Source organism: Marinobacter sp. LA51 (assembly GCF_030297175.1).
Classification (GTDB): Bacteria; Pseudomonadota; Gammaproteobacteria; order Pseudomonadales; family Oleiphilaceae; genus Marinobacter; species Marinobacter apostichopi.
Map to the genome: position 1 here is coordinate 40808 of NZ_AP028070.1, position 16656 is coordinate 57463.

Annotated in this window: 14 protein-coding genes; 9 read left to right on the plus strand and 5 right to left on the minus strand. The window is 61.1% G+C overall.

The window, feature by feature from the left end; all coding sequences use genetic code 11:
- Positions 1-16: 16 nt before the first annotated feature.
- The 4 genes from trkA to def all read right to left on the minus strand — a co-directional run bounded on the left by trkA (position 17) and on the right by def (position 4254).
- Positions 17-1420: a Trk system potassium transporter TrkA gene (gene trkA, locus QUE89_RS00130; RefSeq protein ID WP_203299158.1), complete on the minus strand. Its 1404-nt coding sequence runs from the start codon at positions 1418-1420 to the stop codon at positions 17-19.
- On the minus strand, positions 1417-2718 hold the full coding sequence (gene rsmB, locus QUE89_RS00135) for a 16S rRNA (cytosine(967)-C(5))-methyltransferase RsmB (protein WP_286221291.1): 1302 nt from the start codon (positions 2716-2718) through the stop codon (positions 1417-1419). The genes trkA and rsmB overlap by 4 nt, the downstream gene beginning before the upstream one ends.
- A 1-nt stretch (position 2719) precedes the next feature.
- Positions 2720-3655 (minus strand): methionyl-tRNA formyltransferase, encoded by a 936-nt coding sequence (gene fmt / locus QUE89_RS00140; protein ID WP_286221292.1) that lies wholly within the window; start codon positions 3653-3655, stop codon positions 2720-2722.
- Between the two features lie 95 nt (positions 3656-3750).
- The gene (gene def / locus QUE89_RS00145; RefSeq protein WP_286221293.1) at positions 3751-4254 is read right to left on the minus strand and encodes a peptide deformylase; all 504 of its coding nucleotides are present in this window, start codon (positions 4252-4254) and stop codon (positions 3751-3753) included.
- Positions 4255-4719: 465 nt separating this feature from the next.
- Between def and QUE89_RS00150 the strand changes: the two genes are divergently transcribed.
- The 9 genes from QUE89_RS00150 to gbdR all read left to right on the plus strand — a co-directional run bounded on the left by QUE89_RS00150 (position 4720) and on the right by gbdR (position 14925).
- Positions 4720-5736, plus strand: coding sequence for a LysM peptidoglycan-binding domain-containing protein (locus QUE89_RS00150; protein ID WP_286221294.1), 1017 nt, complete (start codon positions 4720-4722; stop codon positions 5734-5736).
- 68 nt (positions 5737-5804) lie between these two features.
- Complete coding sequence (gene dprA / locus QUE89_RS00155; protein WP_286221295.1) at positions 5805-6998, plus strand: DNA-processing protein DprA; 1194 nt, start codon at positions 5805-5807, stop codon at positions 6996-6998.
- 45 nt (positions 6999-7043) lie between these two features.
- Positions 7044-7616, plus strand: coding sequence for an L-threonylcarbamoyladenylate synthase type 1 TsaC (gene tsaC, locus QUE89_RS00160; protein ID WP_286221296.1), 573 nt, complete (start codon positions 7044-7046; stop codon positions 7614-7616).
- An 8-nt stretch (positions 7617-7624) separates the two neighbouring features.
- Positions 7625-8554, plus strand: a complete 930-nt coding sequence (gene hemF, locus QUE89_RS00165; protein ID WP_286221297.1) for an oxygen-dependent coproporphyrinogen oxidase — start codon at positions 7625-7627, stop codon at positions 8552-8554.
- Positions 8544-9371: a shikimate dehydrogenase gene (aroE, locus tag QUE89_RS00170; RefSeq protein WP_286221298.1), complete on the plus strand. Its 828-nt coding sequence runs from the start codon at positions 8544-8546 to the stop codon at positions 9369-9371. The genes hemF and aroE overlap by 11 nt, the downstream gene beginning before the upstream one ends.
- A 54-nt stretch (positions 9372-9425) precedes the next feature.
- Positions 9426-10199: a motility protein A gene (locus QUE89_RS00175; RefSeq protein WP_286221299.1), complete on the plus strand. Its 774-nt coding sequence runs from the start codon at positions 9426-9428 to the stop codon at positions 10197-10199.
- Positions 10200-10203: 4 nt separating this feature from the next.
- Complete coding sequence (locus tag QUE89_RS00180) at positions 10204-11049, plus strand: flagellar motor protein MotB (protein ID WP_286221300.1); 846 nt, start codon at positions 10204-10206, stop codon at positions 11047-11049.
- A gap of 108 nt (positions 11050-11157) precedes the next feature.
- On the plus strand, positions 11158-13728 hold the full coding sequence (locus QUE89_RS00185) for a GcvT family protein (RefSeq protein WP_286221301.1): 2571 nt from the start codon (positions 11158-11160) through the stop codon (positions 13726-13728).
- A gap of 84 nt (positions 13729-13812) precedes the next feature.
- On the plus strand, positions 13813-14925 hold the full coding sequence (gene gbdR, locus QUE89_RS00190) for a choline metabolism transcriptional regulator GbdR (RefSeq protein WP_286221302.1): 1113 nt from the start codon (positions 13813-13815) through the stop codon (positions 14923-14925).
- Here gbdR and QUE89_RS00195 read toward each other — a convergent pair.
- Positions 14917-16653, minus strand: a complete 1737-nt coding sequence (locus QUE89_RS00195; protein ID WP_286221303.1) for a formate--tetrahydrofolate ligase — start codon at positions 16651-16653, stop codon at positions 14917-14919. The genes gbdR and QUE89_RS00195 overlap by 9 nt on opposite strands.
- Positions 16654-16656: the final 3 nt, after the last annotated feature.

A 16656-nucleotide genomic window follows, 5' to 3' on the forward strand; every position in this document is an offset into this window, starting at 1 on the left:
CTGCCTTGATTTTGAACTAGAAGAAAGTCAGTCCCACCTGGAACAGTTTCTCCACCTCACGGATCCGGGTTTTATCCACCAGGAACAGGATCACGTGGTCATCTGGCTGAACCCGGAGGTGATCGTGGGCGATCAGGACCTCACTGCGGCGCACAATGGCACCGATGGTGGTGCCCTCGGGCAGATTGATCTCATCCAGCCGCTTGCCGACTACCTTGGAGGAGCGGTGATCGCCATGGGCAATGGCCTCGATGGCTTCCGCCGCGCCCCGGCGCAGGGAGTGGACATTCACTACGTCGCCGCGGCGAACGTGGGTCAGCAGGCTGCCGATGGTGGTTTGCTGGGGCGAGATCGCAACGTCGATGTCGCCGCCCTGGATCAGGTCGACATAATCCGGGTTGTTGATCAGGGTCAGTACCTTCCGTGCACCCAGTCGCTTGGCCAGCAGTGAGGCCATGATGTTGGCTTCGTCATCGTTGGTGACCGCACAGAACACGTCGGTGTTCTCAATGTTCTCTTCCAGCAGGATGTCCTTGTTGGCGGCGTTGCCCTCCAACACCACGGTCTTGCGCAGGTTTTCCGACAGCATCACGCAGCGCTCGTGGTTCCGCTCCAGCAGTTTGACCTGGTAACGGTTCTCCAGGGTATGCGCCAGGCGCTGGCCGATGTTGCCGCCGCCACAGATGAAAATACGCTTGTAGTTCTTGACCAGGGGCTGGAGCTCACTCATCACCGACCGGATGTGGTCGGAGGCGGCGATGAAGAAGACCTCGTCACCGTCCTCGATCACCGTGTCGCCCTGGGGCATGATTGCCCGGTCCTTCCGGAAGATCGCGGCTACCCGGGTATCGATGCGCGGCATGTGGGTGCGCAGGTACGACAGCTCATGGCCGACCAGTGGTCCGCCCTCCATGGCCCGGATGGCGACCAGCCGGGTCAGGCCCTTGGAAAATTCAAGCACCTGGAGTGCGCCCGGGTTCTCGATCAGCCGGGTAATGTGCTTGGTAACCAGGTGCTCCGGGCTGATCAGGACATCGATGGGAAAGCCGCGCAGGCTGTCCAGGTCTTTGGTGCGATCCTTCTGGTAGAACAGGTCCGACTTGGCCAGATAGGCACTGGCGCGCACCCGGCAGATGGTGGTCGGGGTCTTATAGAGCAGCTTGGCGACCTGGCACGCCACCATGTTGGTCTCGTCACTGCTGGTGACCGCAATCACCATGTCGGCGTCTTCGGCACCGGCCCGGCGTAGTGATGTCGGGTACGAGGCCTCACCCTGTACCGTCCGGATGTCCAGACGATCCTGCAGCTCGCGGAGCCGGGCCCCGTCGCTGTCGATGATGGTGATGTCGTTGGCTTCGTTGGCCAGGTTTTCCGCCAGTGTGCCACCTACCTGGCCGGCACCAAGAATCAGGATCTTCATGCTTCGGGTTTCTCCAGTACGGCGTAGAAAAAGCCGTCATGGCTGTTCGGATCGGGGAGCAACTGACGCCCCGGGCCCATTTCCCGTCCCCACGAAACCTCGGGTTCCATAAGGCGGGCCGCTTCCTGCTGTTTGCGGAAGCGCTGGATTATACGGTGGTTCTCCTGGGGGAAGACGGAGCAGGTTGCGTACACCAGGCGACCACCGGGTTTGAGAATAGACCACATAGCCTCAAGCAGCCCAAGCTGAATGCTGGCCAGGGGCACGATGTCCGATTCCCGGCGCAGCAGCTTGATGTCCGGGTGGCGCCGGATAACACCGCTGGCACTGCAGGGCACGTCCAGCAGAATCCGGTCGAATGGCTCGCCATCCCACCATTGATCGATATCGGCGGCGTCGGCCTGTTTCAGAGTGGCAGCCAGATCCAGGCGGTCAAGATTTTCCTGCACCCGCGGCAGCCGGGCCTCGGATTCATCAATGGCCACCACCTCGGCCAGCTCGCTGCAGGCCTCGAGGATGGCGCAGGTCTTGCCACCCGGTGCGGCGCAGGCATCGAGTACCCGCTGCCCCGGAGCCAGGTCCAGTACCGTGGTGCACAGCTGGGCGGCCTCATCCTGGACACTGACCGCGCCATCGGCGAACCACGGCAGGCGGTCAACGGGCACCGGCTGCTGCAGCTGGATGCCGTTGGGCGCAAACCGCGTGGCCTCGGCGTCGATGCCGGCTTCGGCCAGCAGCGCAAGGTACTCGTCCCGGCTGAACCGGAGCGCATTAACACGTAAAGTCATCGGGGCCTGGGCATTGTTGGCGTCGGCGATGGCGTGCCAGTCCTCGGGCCAGTTGTGGCGAAGCTTTTCTACCATCCAGGCCGGATGGCTGACCCGGCTGGCGTCGTTGCTCGGTTCCGGTGCCCCGGTCCGTTCGGCGGCGCGCAGTACGCCATTGACCAGTCCGGTCAGGTGCGGTTTGTCCAGGGCCCGGCAGGCCTCCACGGTTTCATTCAGCACGGCGTAGCTGGCCTGCTGGCTGAAACGCAACTGGAACAGGGCGATCAGCATCAGGTGGTGAACAACCCGGTCGGAGGAACGCAGTGGTTTTTTCAGCCGGCCCTGGAGCTCGTCGTCGAGCCGGTGAAACCAGCGGCAACTGCCATAGCACAGCGCTTGCAGGGCGGGCCGTTCGCTCATCGGAAGACGCGCCAGGGCTGGCGGCAGGCATTGGGAAAGAGACTGACCGTTTTCCACCGCCAGCAGCACACTCGCTGCAATGGCCCGCAGGGGCTGGGGCTGATCGCTCATGTCAGTGCAGCTCCTGGCCGGGCAACAGCAGCTGTTTGCCGCCGTTAATCAGGTCGTTCACGCTCTGGGCCCTTGAGCCTGGCAGCTGCACCCGTGAAATCCGCAGGGTGCCGTTACCACAGGCAACGTCGATGCCTTCACGCTCCCGGCGCAGTACCGTACCCGCCGGCTGCTGGCTGTCTTCGTCCAGCACGGTGGCGGCGTGGATGCGGATGCGCTGGGTATCCAGATCGGTGTAGGTGCCGGGCCAGGGATTGAAGGCGCGAACCAGGCGTTCAATGTCAGCGGCATTTCGGGTCCAGTCGATGTGGCCTTCGTCTTTCACCAGTTTGTGGGCGTAGCAGGCAAAGTCGTCATTCTGGGCTTCACCGGTCAATTCGCCCTTCTCCAGCAGTCGCAGGGCTTCGACAATGGCCTCTCCCCCCTGGTCGGCCAGGCGGTCGTGCAAGCTGCCGCCGGTATCGCTGGCATCGATGGCGGTCATCGTTTTCAGCAGCATGGCACCGGTATCCAGGCCTGCGTCCATCTGCATGATGGTAATGCCGGTTTCCCGATCGCCGGCGGCCAGGGCGCGATGGATCGGCGCGGCACCGCGCCAGCGCGGCAGCAGAGAGGCATGAATGTTAAGGCAGCCGTGGGTGGGAATGTCGAGCACTGCTTTAGGCAGGATCAGGCCATAGGCGGCCACAATCATCACGTCCGGCTTGAGGTCGGCCAGCTCTTGTTGAGCTGCCTCGGACTTCAGGTTCTCCGGCTGGAACACCGGGACGTCGGCGTCCAGGGCCACCTGTTTGACCGGGCTGGGCATCAGCTTGCGGCCACGACCGGCGGGGCGGTCCGGCTGGGAATAAACGCCGACAACGGTGTGATGGGTGCCCAGCAAGGCTTTCAGGGCGGTGGCAGCAAAATCGGGGGTGCCGGCAAAAACAAGTCGCACGGTGCTGAAGTCTCTGTCTCGTTGAATACGAAAAGACCGGGTCGTAACCCGGTCCGAGGTCTGTAGTCCTGCAAGAACGGCGAACCGTTTGCCAGTCAGGCGCTCTGTTTATGCAGTTTTTCCAGCTTCTTGCGAATCCGGTTGCGCTTCAGGGAACTGAGATAATCGACGAACAGCTTGCCGTTCAGGTGGTCCATCTCATGCTGGATGCAGACCGCCAGCAGACCCCGCGCTTCGAGTTCGTAGGGCTTGCCGTCCCGGTCGGTGGCTCGGATTATGACGTGTTCGATACGGCTGACGTCTTCGTAGAAGCCGGGTACCGACAGGCAGCCTTCCTGCATGTCCTCAAGGTCGCCATCAAGCACTTCAACCGACGGGTTGATGAACACCCGGGGCTCGCTCTTGTCTTCGGACAGATCCATCACGATGATCTGCTTGTGCACGTTGACCTGAGTCGCCGCCAGGCCTATGCCGGGCGCATCGTACATGGTCTCGAACATGTCGTCGATCAGCGTACGGATGTCGTCTGTGACCTCGTCCACCGGCTTGGCAATGGTGCGCAGGCGGGGATCCGGGTATTCGAGAATATCTAGTATCATGTCGCTCGTGTTTAAACCTGTCTGACTGTGTTCAGTGTTGGCGCTACTGTCCCTTTTACCTGGTCTACGTAGTCCTCTTACCTAGTCTACGTAGTCGTCGCAGATTCGGGTGTGTAACTTTCTGAAAGCAAGTGCAACTGATCGCTAAAATGCGACAGCGTACTGCGTAAAAAATCACCCGTTACCTAATATAATCGGGATGCAACCGCAGGATTCAACGGTTGCCGGCCGCGCTAACGCGATACTGCTATTATCCAATAATTCGTCGATTGATTACAAACTGATCAGTTAATAGCTAAAATCTTTCAATGTCCGGGTAGAATTTACTGGAAGAACAAAAGATAACATCACAAATTCCGGGACTTCTTCTATAGTATCAGGAATAACAACGTAATAAGCTGCAAGCAACAGGCTGCATCCCAACAGAATGCAAAGACTCAAGGCACGCGATCAAGGACTTACACAATGAGGAAACTGCTGTACGCTCTGGCAGCATTTACGCTGCTGTTCACCTCCTGGGCCCACGCTGCACCGGAGCTGAGGTCCGATCATCCCGAGCGCTACACTGTCGTGAAGGGTGATACGCTGTGGGATATTTCAGGCCGATTTCTGAACAACCCCTGGTACTGGCCCGAGATCTGGCACGTTAATCCTCAGGTCAAGAACCCGCACCTGATTTACCCGGGTGATCGCTTGGCCCTGGTGTACATCGATGGCAAACCGCGGGTAACCAAGGTCGCCTCCAGCGATGTTGTCAAACTGTCACCGCAGATTCGCTCCGAAGCCATTGATACGCCGATCCCGGCCATTCCGCTTGACGCCATCAGCAGCTTCCTGACCGACACCCGTATCGTGAGCCCGGCCGAACTGAACGGCGCACCCTACGTGCTGGAAGGCGAAGACGGCCGCATCATTACCGGTGCCGGCGATCGTGTTTATGCCCGTGGCGACAAGCCTGCCGACAAGGTCGGGATCTTCCGTCGCACCAAGGAATTTGTAGATCCGGAGTCTGGGGAATTCCTGGGCCTGGAAGCACGCAGCATTGGTGCGGGTAACGTTACCGCCGAAAACGGCGACGTGCTGACTCTGCGCCTGACCAAGTCCAATCAGGAAATCCGCATTGGCGACCGTCTGCTGACCAGCGTTAATCGCCCGATCTCCACCAGTTTCGTACCCAGCGCGCCGGATCAGGACGTGGATGGCCAGATGATCGCCGTGGATGGCGGTGTCAGCCAGATCGGACAGTTCGACGTGGTCACCATCAACCGTGGTGAGCGTGATGGTCTGGAGCCGGGCAATGTCATGTCGGTTCTGAAGAGTGGCAACATGGTTCGGGACCCGGTCACCGGGGAAACCATTGAACTGCCATCCGAGCGTGCCGGTCTGATGATGATCTTCCAGGCCTACGAGAAGATGAGTTACGGCCTGGTGCTGCAGGCTACCCGCCCGCTGTCGGTGGGTGACAAGGTAACCAACCCCTGAAACACTGGGGTTAAAGAATACGGCCGGGCCAGGATGGCCCGGCTTTTTTCGTTTACAAGGATGACAAAGTGACCGATCAACCCTTCCCTGACACCCGGGCTTCGGGTGCGTCCGGCTGCAACACGGCCGAATGGCTGCTGCTGAGCTGCTTGCCCAAGTTCGGCCGGCCTCTGCGCCGTGACCTCAGCACTGCTTACCCCAATCTCACCGACGTACTGGCCCTGAACCCTGCGACCCTGAAGGCCCTCGGCCTGCCTGTGGAAACCACTGCCGCGATCCAGGCCTGGCAGAGCGGTGATCGCCAGCACCCGATAGTTGCGAAAGTAATGACCATCCGCCAGGACTGCGAACGCCTGGGCATTGGCGTGATTGCCTGGTCCGACCCGTTGTTTCCTGACCCCCTGCGCCATATCCACGACGCGCCGCTGGTGCTCTACACCCAGGGCGAGCCGAGCCTGCTTGGCCAGGACCAGATCGGCGTGGTTGGCAGCCGCCATGCCACCCGGGCCGGGCTGGATCATGCCCGCACCTTTGCCGCGGAACTCAGCCGCCGCAATCTGGTGATCACCAGCGGTTTGGCGCTGGGGGTTGATGGCGCGGCCCACGCCGGGGCGCTGGATGCCGGCGCGCCCACCGTGGCGGTGATCGGCTGTGGCCTCGACCGGGTCTACCCGAGCCAGCATCGACGGCTGGCAGCGCGAGTGATTAATCACGGCCTGATGGTGTCGGAGTACCCGCCCGGAACTCCGGCCCGGGCTGCCCATTTTCCCCAGCGTAACCGCATCATCAGTGGCCTGAGCCGGGGCATCCTGGTGGTCGAGGCGGGTTTGAAAAGCGGCTCGTTGATCACCGCTCGATTGGCGCTGGAGCAGGGTCGGGAAGTGTTCGCGATCCCCGGTTCAGTACACAGTCCGGTTGCCCGTGGCTGCCATCACTTGATCAAGCAGGGCGCCCGGTTGGTGGAAACCGTCGATGACATCCTGGAGGAACTGGGTACCTGGTGGTCGTTTCAGGGTGAGTGCAGCGGGGACAGCAGCCCGAGCGATGTCCTGACCACGGCCGTGCCTGAAGCAAAACCGGGTGCCGGTCTGGCCAGTCGGGAAATCGCGGTGTTTGAGGCTTTAGGGTATGATCCGCAGTCAACCGATGCACTGAGTTCAGCGACGGGTCTGCCCGCCGATCAGCTCATGCAGGCCCTGCTGCTACTGGAGTTGCAGGGGCTGGTGGGCTCGGCTCCGGGCGGCTTCCTGCGCATTGCCTGAACCCAGTGCCAGAATCACTTTCGATTTCAGCTGACGAAGATCAACATGACGGCACCCAACCCCCTCAGTGACTGGCAGTTACAGTGCGCCTATCGGACCCTTGCTGGCGGTGGTGTCATCGCCTACCCCACCGAAGCGGTCTGGGGCCTGGGTTGTGATCCCTGGGACGAGGAGGCGGTGGAACGCATTCTGGACCTGAAGCAGCGGCCGATGGACAAGGGCATGATCCTGGTTGCCGCGTCGGTGCAACAGGTCCGGTTCCTGCTTGATGCCCTGCCCGCAGACATGCAGCGCAAAGCCGAGCAGCACTGGCCAGGGCCAGTCACCTGCTTGCTGCCCGATGTGCACGAACAGGTGCCCGAGTGGGTGCGCGGCCGCCACAGCACCATCGCGGTACGGGTCAGCGATCATCCGGTGGTGCGTGCCCTGTGCGAAAAGGCGGGCCGTCCCCTGGTTTCGACCTCCTGCAACCCCGCCGGCCGCCAGCCAGCCCGGTATTCCTGGCAGGTTCGCCGCTACTTTGGCGACCAGCTGGACGGGATTGTGCCCGGAGCCCTGGGGGGCAATCGCCAGCCCAGCCGGATTATTGATATTGTCAGTGGTCAGCAGCTTCGCTAGGAGAATCCATGTCACAAAGTCCGGACATCAACGCCGTCAAACATTACCTGCTGGGTCTGCAGGAGCAAATCTGCAGCCGTCTGGAGGCGTTCGAGGACGAGGCTACCTTTGTCCGTGATGCCTGGGACCGGCCCGAGGGTGGCGGCGGCGTCAGCCGGGTCATCACCGATGGGAAAGTTTTCGAAAAAGGCGGCGTGAACTTCTCCCACGTGATGGGGGAAACCATGCCGGGGTCCGCCACCGCCCATCGCCCGCACCTGGCCGGGGCGCCCTGGCAAGCCATGGGTGTGTCTCTGGTGATTCACCCGAACAACCCCTACGTGCCGACGTCCCACGCTAACGTGCGGTTTTTCATGGCGACGCCTCCGGATGCCGAGCCAGTGTACTGGTTTGGCGGCGGTTACGATCTCACCCCCTATTACGGTTTCGAGGACGACTGCGTGCACTGGCACCAGACTGCGCGGGCAGCCTGTCAGCCGTTCGGGGATGGTCTCTACCACCACTTCAAACACTGGTGTGACGACTATTTCTACCTCAAGCACCGGGATGAACCCCGGGGCATCGGCGGTCTGTTCTTCGACGACCACAACACCGGAGATTTCGCCCAGGACTTCGGGCTCATGCAGTCGGTGGGCAACAGTTACATCGACGCCTACGAACCCATTGTCCGCCGCCGCATGGCGCAGCCCTATACCGAGCGCGAGCGGGACTTCCAGCTCTATCGCCGGGGCCGCTACGTCGAGTTCAACCTGGTGTATGACCGGGGTACCTTGTTTGGCTTGCAGTCCGGGGGCCGCACCGAGTCCATCCTGATGTCGCTGCCGCCACTGGTTCGTTGGGACTATAGCCGGGTACCGGAGCCGGGCTCTGAGGAAGCTCGGCTGACCGAGTTTTTCCTGACCGGACGCAACTGGCTGGAGTCCAACCATGAACAATGATCTTTACGCCGTTGTCGGCCACCCCATCAGTCACAGCAAGTCGCCCAGAATACACAGCCTGTTTGCGCTGCAGACCGGCCAGGCGGTTGAATACACCGCCATCCAGGCCCCGCTGGAGGATTTTGCTGGCACGGTCCGGGAGTTTTTCCAGCGCGGTGGCAAGGGCCTGAACGTAACGGTGCCGTTCAAGGAGCAAGCCTGGCAGTTGGCCGAGGTCCGCACCGAGCGGGCCGAAAAGGCCGGTGCTGTTAATACCCTGTACCGGGATGACCAGGGCCGTTTGGTTGCCGACAACACCGATGGCTGCGGGCTGGTTCGGGATCTGACCAGCAATCACGGTATTGGCCTGAACGGGGCTCGGGTACTGGTGCTGGGCGCCGGTGGTGCGGTCCGGGGCGTGCTGGGTCCGATACTCGAGCAACAACCGGCCTCGGTGACCATCGCTAACCGGACCGTGGCCAAGGCCGAGGCGCTGGCACAGTTGTTCGCACCGGCGGCTCCGGGCGTGGCAATAAACGCGGTTGGTTTCGAGCAGCCGGACCAGCCCTATGACCTGATTATTAACGGCACCAGCGCCAGCCTTCAGGGCGATCTGCCGCCACTGTCGCCAATTGTGATCGGCCGCGAAACGGTCATCTACGACATGATGTACTCTTTGCAGACTACTACGTTTAACCAGTGGGCCCTGGAAAACGGGGCCGGACAGGTGTTCGATGGCCTGGGCATGCTGGTGGAACAGGCGGCCGAATCGTTCCGGCTCTGGCGCGGTGTGCGGCCGGAAACTGCTCCGGTTACTGAACAGCTACGAAACGACTGAGCCTGCGGCCGGGTTTTGGGCTAGGCTCAAGGTCATCTTCCTAAAGGGGTTTCAATGGACATACTCACCCTCGTTGGGCTGGTTGCCGGTGTATTGATCGTGGCGATGGCCATGCTGGCCAACGCCTCATTCCTGACCTTTCTGAATTTGCCGGGTTTGGCGATCGTTCTCGGCGGCACCTTCGCGGTCACCCTGATCAAGTTCCGCATGCCCTCGATCATGAGTGCCTTCCGCCTTGCCTTCAGCGCCGCTTTCACCGACCGGGTGGCGCGGCCCGCGGCACTCGTGCGAGAGGTTGGCGCCTTGGCTCTGGTGGTTCGCAAGGAAGGTATTCTTGGGCTGGAGAACCACGATACCGACGACGGCTTTCTGCGCAAGGCCATCAATCTGTGCGTTGATGGCCACCCGCCGGAGCTGGTTGAGGAGGCCCTGGCCCAGGAAGCCCAGCAGATATCCGAGCGTTACGAAGTGGCGGAACGGGTGTTTCGCGGCATTGGCGAATCGGCCCCGGCGATTGGCATGCTCGGCACCCTGATCGGCCTGGTGCAGATGCTCAATACCCTCGATGACCCCTCCTCCATTGGTCCGGCCATGGCCATTGCCCTGCTGACCACCCTGTACGGCGCCTTCATTGCCCAGCTGATCGCCCTGCCCCTGGCGGACAAACTGCAATTAAAGGCGGAAGACGAAACCCGTAATCAGATGCTGATCATCACCTCGATCAAAAATATCATGCGGGGTGAGAATCCGCGGGTCATGACCGAAATGCTGTCCTCATTTGTGCACCCCGATCATCGCACGGCTTTGGCGCCGGAGCGGGAGGCCTGAGATTTTGGAAGTCGTCCAGCAGAAGAACCGCAGCCGCCTGAAGAACTCCACTCCGGCCTGGATCGTTACCTTCGCCGATCTGGCGACGCTGCTGCTGACGTTCTTTATTCTGCTGCTGTCGTTTGCCGAGATGGATGTGGATAAGTACCGGGCCATGGCTAATTCCATGGCCGTGGCCCTGGGTTCCAGTAACGTGGTGGGCCAGGACGTGGGTGGCTCGCCGATCACCCTGATCGAATCGGACACGGTGTCCCTGCCGGAGCCCAATGACAGTCAGCCGGTGGAACCGGAGTTCATCGACGAACGCGCCGAGGCTGAGACCGACACCAAGATTCCAGGCGGCGTTATTGACCTGGCCAGCCGGCTGATCACCGAGCTGGAGTCGGAAGTTGCCTCGAATGCCCTGAGCATTAACTACGACAAGCAACAGGTGGTTATCCGGTTCTCCGAAGAGGCGACCTTTCGTTCCGGGGCGGCGGATATCAAGCCGGAGATGATTCCGATCATCGAGCGGGTAGTTGGGGTACTGGCTGACTGCTCCGGTAATGTCTTCGTCTCCGGGTTCACCGATGATCGGCCGATCTCCAGCGACCGTTTCCGCTCCAACTGGGATCTGTCGGCGGCCCGGGCGGTGTCGGTGGTGCACGAACTGGTGCTCAACCGCCAGGTACCGGCAGACCGGGTGGTGGCCGCCGGGCGGGCGGAGACCAACCCGCTGGCGCCGAATAACTCGCCGGAAAATCGGGCCCTGAACCGCCGGGTCGAGATCGCTATTCGCGACCCGGAGTGCGCCGACTCGAAAACCAACGAACAACCCTCCGTGGAGATCGTGCCGTTTTTGGACGGCTGAATGTCGTATTGGATTCACCTTCGAGAGCTAATCAGGGCCACATTGAATCAGAGTGCGGTGGCCATGGCCTGAACGCACCGGCCATGATTGAGTAAAGGAGGGCCCGAGATGGCACAGCTACCGAAACGCGCGAAAGTCGTTATTATCGGCCAGGGTGGAATTGTCGGGTCGTCGGTCGCTCATCATTTGATCGAGCAAGGCTGGGACGATCTCGTAGGCCTGGAAAAATCGGCCATTCCCACGGACATCGGCTCCACGTCGCACGCGTCGGATTTCTGCTTTACCACCTCCCACGACAAACTGAACATTTACACCACCAAATACAGCCAGGCGTTCTACCAACAACGCGGCAATTATGTGAAGTGCGGCGGCATGGAGGTGGCCCGGGTGGACGACGACGAGCGCATGGACGAGCTGCGTCGCAAAGTTGGGTCGGGCAAGGCCTTCGGTACCAACGTCAGCATGATTTCACCGGCTCAGGCCAAGGAGCTGTTCCCGCTGCTTGATGAAAGTCAGATCCAGGGTGCGATGTGGGATCCGGATGCTGGTCTGGTTGTTCCGCGCTCGCAGAAAGTGGCCGGGGATCTGGTCGAGGAGGCGGTGGCAACCGGAAAACTGAGGGTGTTCCCGTATACGCCGGCCACCCGCATTGATGTGCAAGATGGTCAGGTGCGTGGGGTGGAGACCGACAAGGGCTATATCGAGACCGAGTATGTGGTTCTGGCCATGGGCATCTGGGGGCCGCTCATGGCCAACACGGCGAATGCACCGCTGCCGTTGATGCCGCTGGAGCACCCGTTACTGTTCTTCGGCCCCTATGAGGCATTGGCGGGCACCGGCAAACAGATTGTCTATCCACTGTTCCGCGATCAGGGCAACTCGGCGTATGTGCGTGACACCGGCGATCCCACCACGACCGAGGGTGGCCGGATCGAATGGGGTTACTACGAGGCCGAGAATCCGAGACTGGTTTATCCGGGCGCGATCGCTGAACCCGGTGACGCCCGGATGTCACCCTCCATGCGCGAGCTGACACTGGATCAGGTCATGAGCGCCTATGAAAAAGCCATCGAAATGACGCCGATTCTGGGCGAGCTGGGGTGGGAAGAGAAACATTCGTTTAACGGATTGCTGTCGGTGACCCCCGATGGCGGCTCACTCATGGGCGAGTCCCCGGAAGTTCGTAACCTGTGGTTCTGTGAGGCGGTCTGGGTCAAGGATGGCCCCGGCGCTGGCAAGGTGCTGGCGGACTGGATGACCCACGGCAGTCCGGAAATGGATCCGCACAGCGTCGATATTGCGCGTCATTACCCGCTCCAGAAAACCCCGGCCTATGTCTACGGCCGCTGTTTTGAGACCGCGAAGAAAATATATACACCGGCGGTGCACCCGCGCGAACCCTACGAGACCGGTCGCAGAATGCGCACGAGCCCGTTCTACCCCAGAGAGGTGGAGCTCGGTGGCTACTTCATGGAAGCTGCGGGCTGGGAGAGGGCCCACGGATACGCTGCCAACGAAGCCAGGCTGTTGCCGCAGTTCCACGATCGTATCCCGGTGCGGGAGAATGAATGGGATGCCCGCCATTTCTGGGAGGTGTCGAACGCCGAACAGCTAGCGATGAGTGAATCGGTGGGCATGGTTAACTTGTCCCATTTCGCCATTTTTGATGTCTCCGGTGCGGACGCCGAAGGGTTGCTCGAATTCCTGTCGGTGGCCAAAGTCGGTGGAGGCACGCCCAGCGGCAAAGGTGTGTACACCCACTTTCTGGATGCTCGAGGTGGCGTCCGTTCTGACCTGACGATTATCCGGCGAGGCGATAACGATTACCGGGTGGTCTGCGGGGGTGACACCGGTCACCGGGATTATTGCTGGATCACGCGTATGGCCCGGGCCCACGGGTTCAACAATGTTCGCATAGATGATCGCACCGACAGCCTGGCCACTCTGGGTCTTTGGGGCCCCAAGGCTCGGGCAACCCTGGCCGCACTGGTCAGTAACCCGGACGAGTTGTCCCATGAGAACTTTCCTTTCGCCACCGCCCGGGAACTCGAGCTGCAGGGGGTGCCGGTATGGGCGTTCCGGATTTCCTACGTCGGCGAACAGGGTTGGGAGCTTTATTTTCCATTCAGTTACGGCCTGAAGGTCTGGGACTTGTTGTTCGAGGCGGGCGTGATCCCGGTTGGTATCGAAACCTACGCCAATACCCGCCGGCTTGAGAAGAGTTTGCGCCTGCAGAACGTCGATCTGGAGGTGGAGTACAATCTCTACGAAGCCGGACTGGCCCGGCCCAAGGTCAAGGACGCGGAGTTTTTTGGCAAGAACGCCTACCTGCAACAGCGGGAACTACCCCGGCAGGCCGCTTATCTCTGCACCATGACCATGACCGAGCATAGAGACGCCGCGGGCGTGTTGCGTTACCCGGTGGGACAGTGGCCGATTCTGGATCCCCAAACCGGTGAGGTACTGGTGGACAGCCACGGGCGACGCTCTTACAACACCAGCATTGTCTGGGGACCGTCGGTGGGCAAGAATATCCTGCTGGGTTATCTGCCCCAGGAGTATTCCCAGGAGGGACGGGAACTGATTCTGGAGTATTTCCAGGAGCATTATCCGATACGAGTGGAATCTGTTGGCTATCGGGCATTGTTCGATCCGGACAATGAGCGGGTGAAGTCCTGACCCGCGAACGCGACTGTAATGGAACCGTGGCGACGTTGTCCGATCAAACAGAGTCAACTAGTGTTAGGGTGAGGAGGATCTATTGTGTCCAGTGATCCAGGTTTATCTGCACCCAGGTATGCTCCGATACCCTATCGGGTCGGCTTTCTGCTGATCGATAACTTCACGCTGATTGCCCTCGCAACGGCCCTGGAACCGCTTCGCATGGCGAACCAGCTAGCCGGCACGGAACTCTACACCTGGAAGCTGCTGTCGGTAGACGGCGCAGTGGTACGAGCCAGTGACGGCCTGGCGGTAATGCCCGATGAGGGAACGCGGGGCGATGACCGGTTCGACCTGGTTATTGTCGTGGCCGGTATAGACGTTTTTCACAGCTTTTCATCCGGCGAGGTGGCCTGGCTGAGACGGCAGGCGCGCCTGCAGGTTCGGCTGGGTGCCGTGTGCACCGGGGCCTATGTCCTGGCCAGCGCCGGGCTGCTCGACGGGTATTCCTGTAGTGCCCACTGGGAATGCCTGGAAGTGATACAGGAACAGTTCCCGCGGGTACAGACCAACAACCGTCTGTTCACCCTGCAACAGGACCGTATGACCTGCACCGGGGGCACGGTCCCCATGCACATGATGCTGAGTTTTCTGGCCCGCCGTCATGGTCGCGAATTGAGCACCGCGGTATCGCATATGTTTGTCTGTGATCGGGTTCGTGAGGAGTCTGACGCCCAGCCGGTGCCGATGCTGCCCAGACTGGCCAGCTCGCAACCCAGGCTTGCGGAGGTTGCGCAGCTGATGGAGGCCAATATTGAGGAGCCGATCAAGCTTGGTGAATTGGCCGCTCTGGCCGGATTCTCCCGGCGCCAGCTTGAACGACTGTTTCTGAAACACCTCGGGTGCACCCCTTCACGCTACTACCTCCGGGTCCGTCTCAACCGTGCCCGACGCTTGCTGAAACAGACATCCTGCTCGATTGTCGAGATTGCGTCCCTGTGCGGCTTCGTATCGGCCACGCATTTCAGCCGCTGCTATCGCAAAACCATGGGCCGGGCACCGAGACAGGAGCGTGTGGAGATCTGTGCTCCGGCCACGGCCGGTCAAGCGCTGACCGACGAACCGCAGCTGCCATCGGCCTCGCGCGAGGCACTCAGACGCGCCAGTACCGAGTCAACCTACGGTACCTGCGAAAAACACGTCGGCTCAGGTTAATCCGACGACCAGACCATCCTCGTCCAGCCGGATATCCAGGGCGGCAGGTCGGCGTGGCAGCCCCGGCATAGTCATGACGTCGCCGCAGACCGCCACGACAAACCCGGCACCGGCCGCCAGTCGCACTTCCCTGACCGGTAGCGTATGGCCGGATGGCGCTCCCAATGACCCGGGATCCACCGAGAAGCTGTATTGAGTCTTGGCAATGCAGACCGGCAGATACCCGAAGCCGAGGGCCTCGTACTCCTGCAGCTGTCGACTGGCCTGCGCGGTGAATTCGACATGGCTGGCGTGATAGATCCGGGTGGCGATGGTTTCAATCTTCTCCGCCAGCGGCAGGTTGTCTTCATACAGAAAACGCACAGCGGGTACTTCCTCTTTAAGCTGATCGATTACAGCCTGGGCCAGCTCTGTGGCGCCATCGCCGCCGGAGGCCCAGTGATCCGCCGGCACAGCGCGCACGCCCAGGTCGCAGCAGATGGCCTGTATCAGCGTGATTTCCTCTGTGGTGTCCCCGGGGAACCGATTGATGCAGACGACGGGGGTCAGTCCGAACTGCTGCAGGTTCATGATGTGGCGTTCGAGATTCGCAGAGCCTGCGCGAAGTGCTTCCAGATCCGGCGCTGACAGTCGGCTTCGGGATGCACCGCCCTGAAATTTCAGGGCCCGGACGGTGCACACCAGAACCGCGGCATCGGGCTGCAGGCCCGAATGGCGGCACTTGATGTCGATGAATTTTTCCGCACCAAGATCCGCGCCAAAGCCCGCTTCAGTCACCACGACATCGTTCAGGGCCAGTGCCGCGCGGGTTGCGTTGACCGAGTTACAGCCATGGGCGATGTTGGCGAACGGCCCACCGTGAATGAACACGGGGTTGTGTTCGAGGCTCTGCACAAGGTTCGGCTGCAGGGCATCCTTCAGAATGACCGACAGCGCGCCTTCCATGCCAAGATCACGGACGGTGACCGGGGTGTGGTCGGATCGCCGGCCAATGATCATGTTGCCCAATCGCCGGCGCAGATCCAGGTGGCCCTCTGCCAGACAGAGAATGGCCATGATTTCGGACGACACGGTAATGTCGAAACCAGTTTCACGGGGTACCCCATTGGCCTTGCCGCCAAGTCCGCAGACAAGGTTCCGCAGCGAACGGTCAGTCAGATCCAGCACACGGCGCCAGCTGATCAGTCGCGGGTCCAGGCCTGCTTCGTTACCCCAGTGGATGTGGTTGTCGATCAGCGAGGCCAGCAGGTTATGGGCGGTGGTGATGGCGTGAAAGTCGCCGTTGAAGTGCAGGTTGATATCTTCCATCGGGATGACCTGAGCCCAGCCACCGCCAGCGGCACCGCCTTTCATACCAAAGCAGGGCCCGAGTGAGGGCTCCCGCAGGCAGACCGACGAACTCACACCCAGACGATTGAGACCGTCGTTCAGGCCCACGCTCGTGGTGGTTTTGCCTTCGCCCGCTGGGGTCGGTGTCATTCCGGTGACCAGCACCAGCTTGCCACGGGAGGCGGTATCGGTGGTGTCGACATAGGCCATATCCAGCTTGGCCTTGTAGTGGCCAAAGGGCACCAGGCTTTCGGCGGGCAATCCGAACCGCTGCTGAGCCAGGAGCAGGATCGACTGGGGTTGCACCGAACGGGCAATCTCAATGTCCGTCGCTGGCGCCATTGAAAGACCGTCCAGCGCCGGCGTGTTGGCGGTCTGCTTACTGTATTGAGAACCCATTGG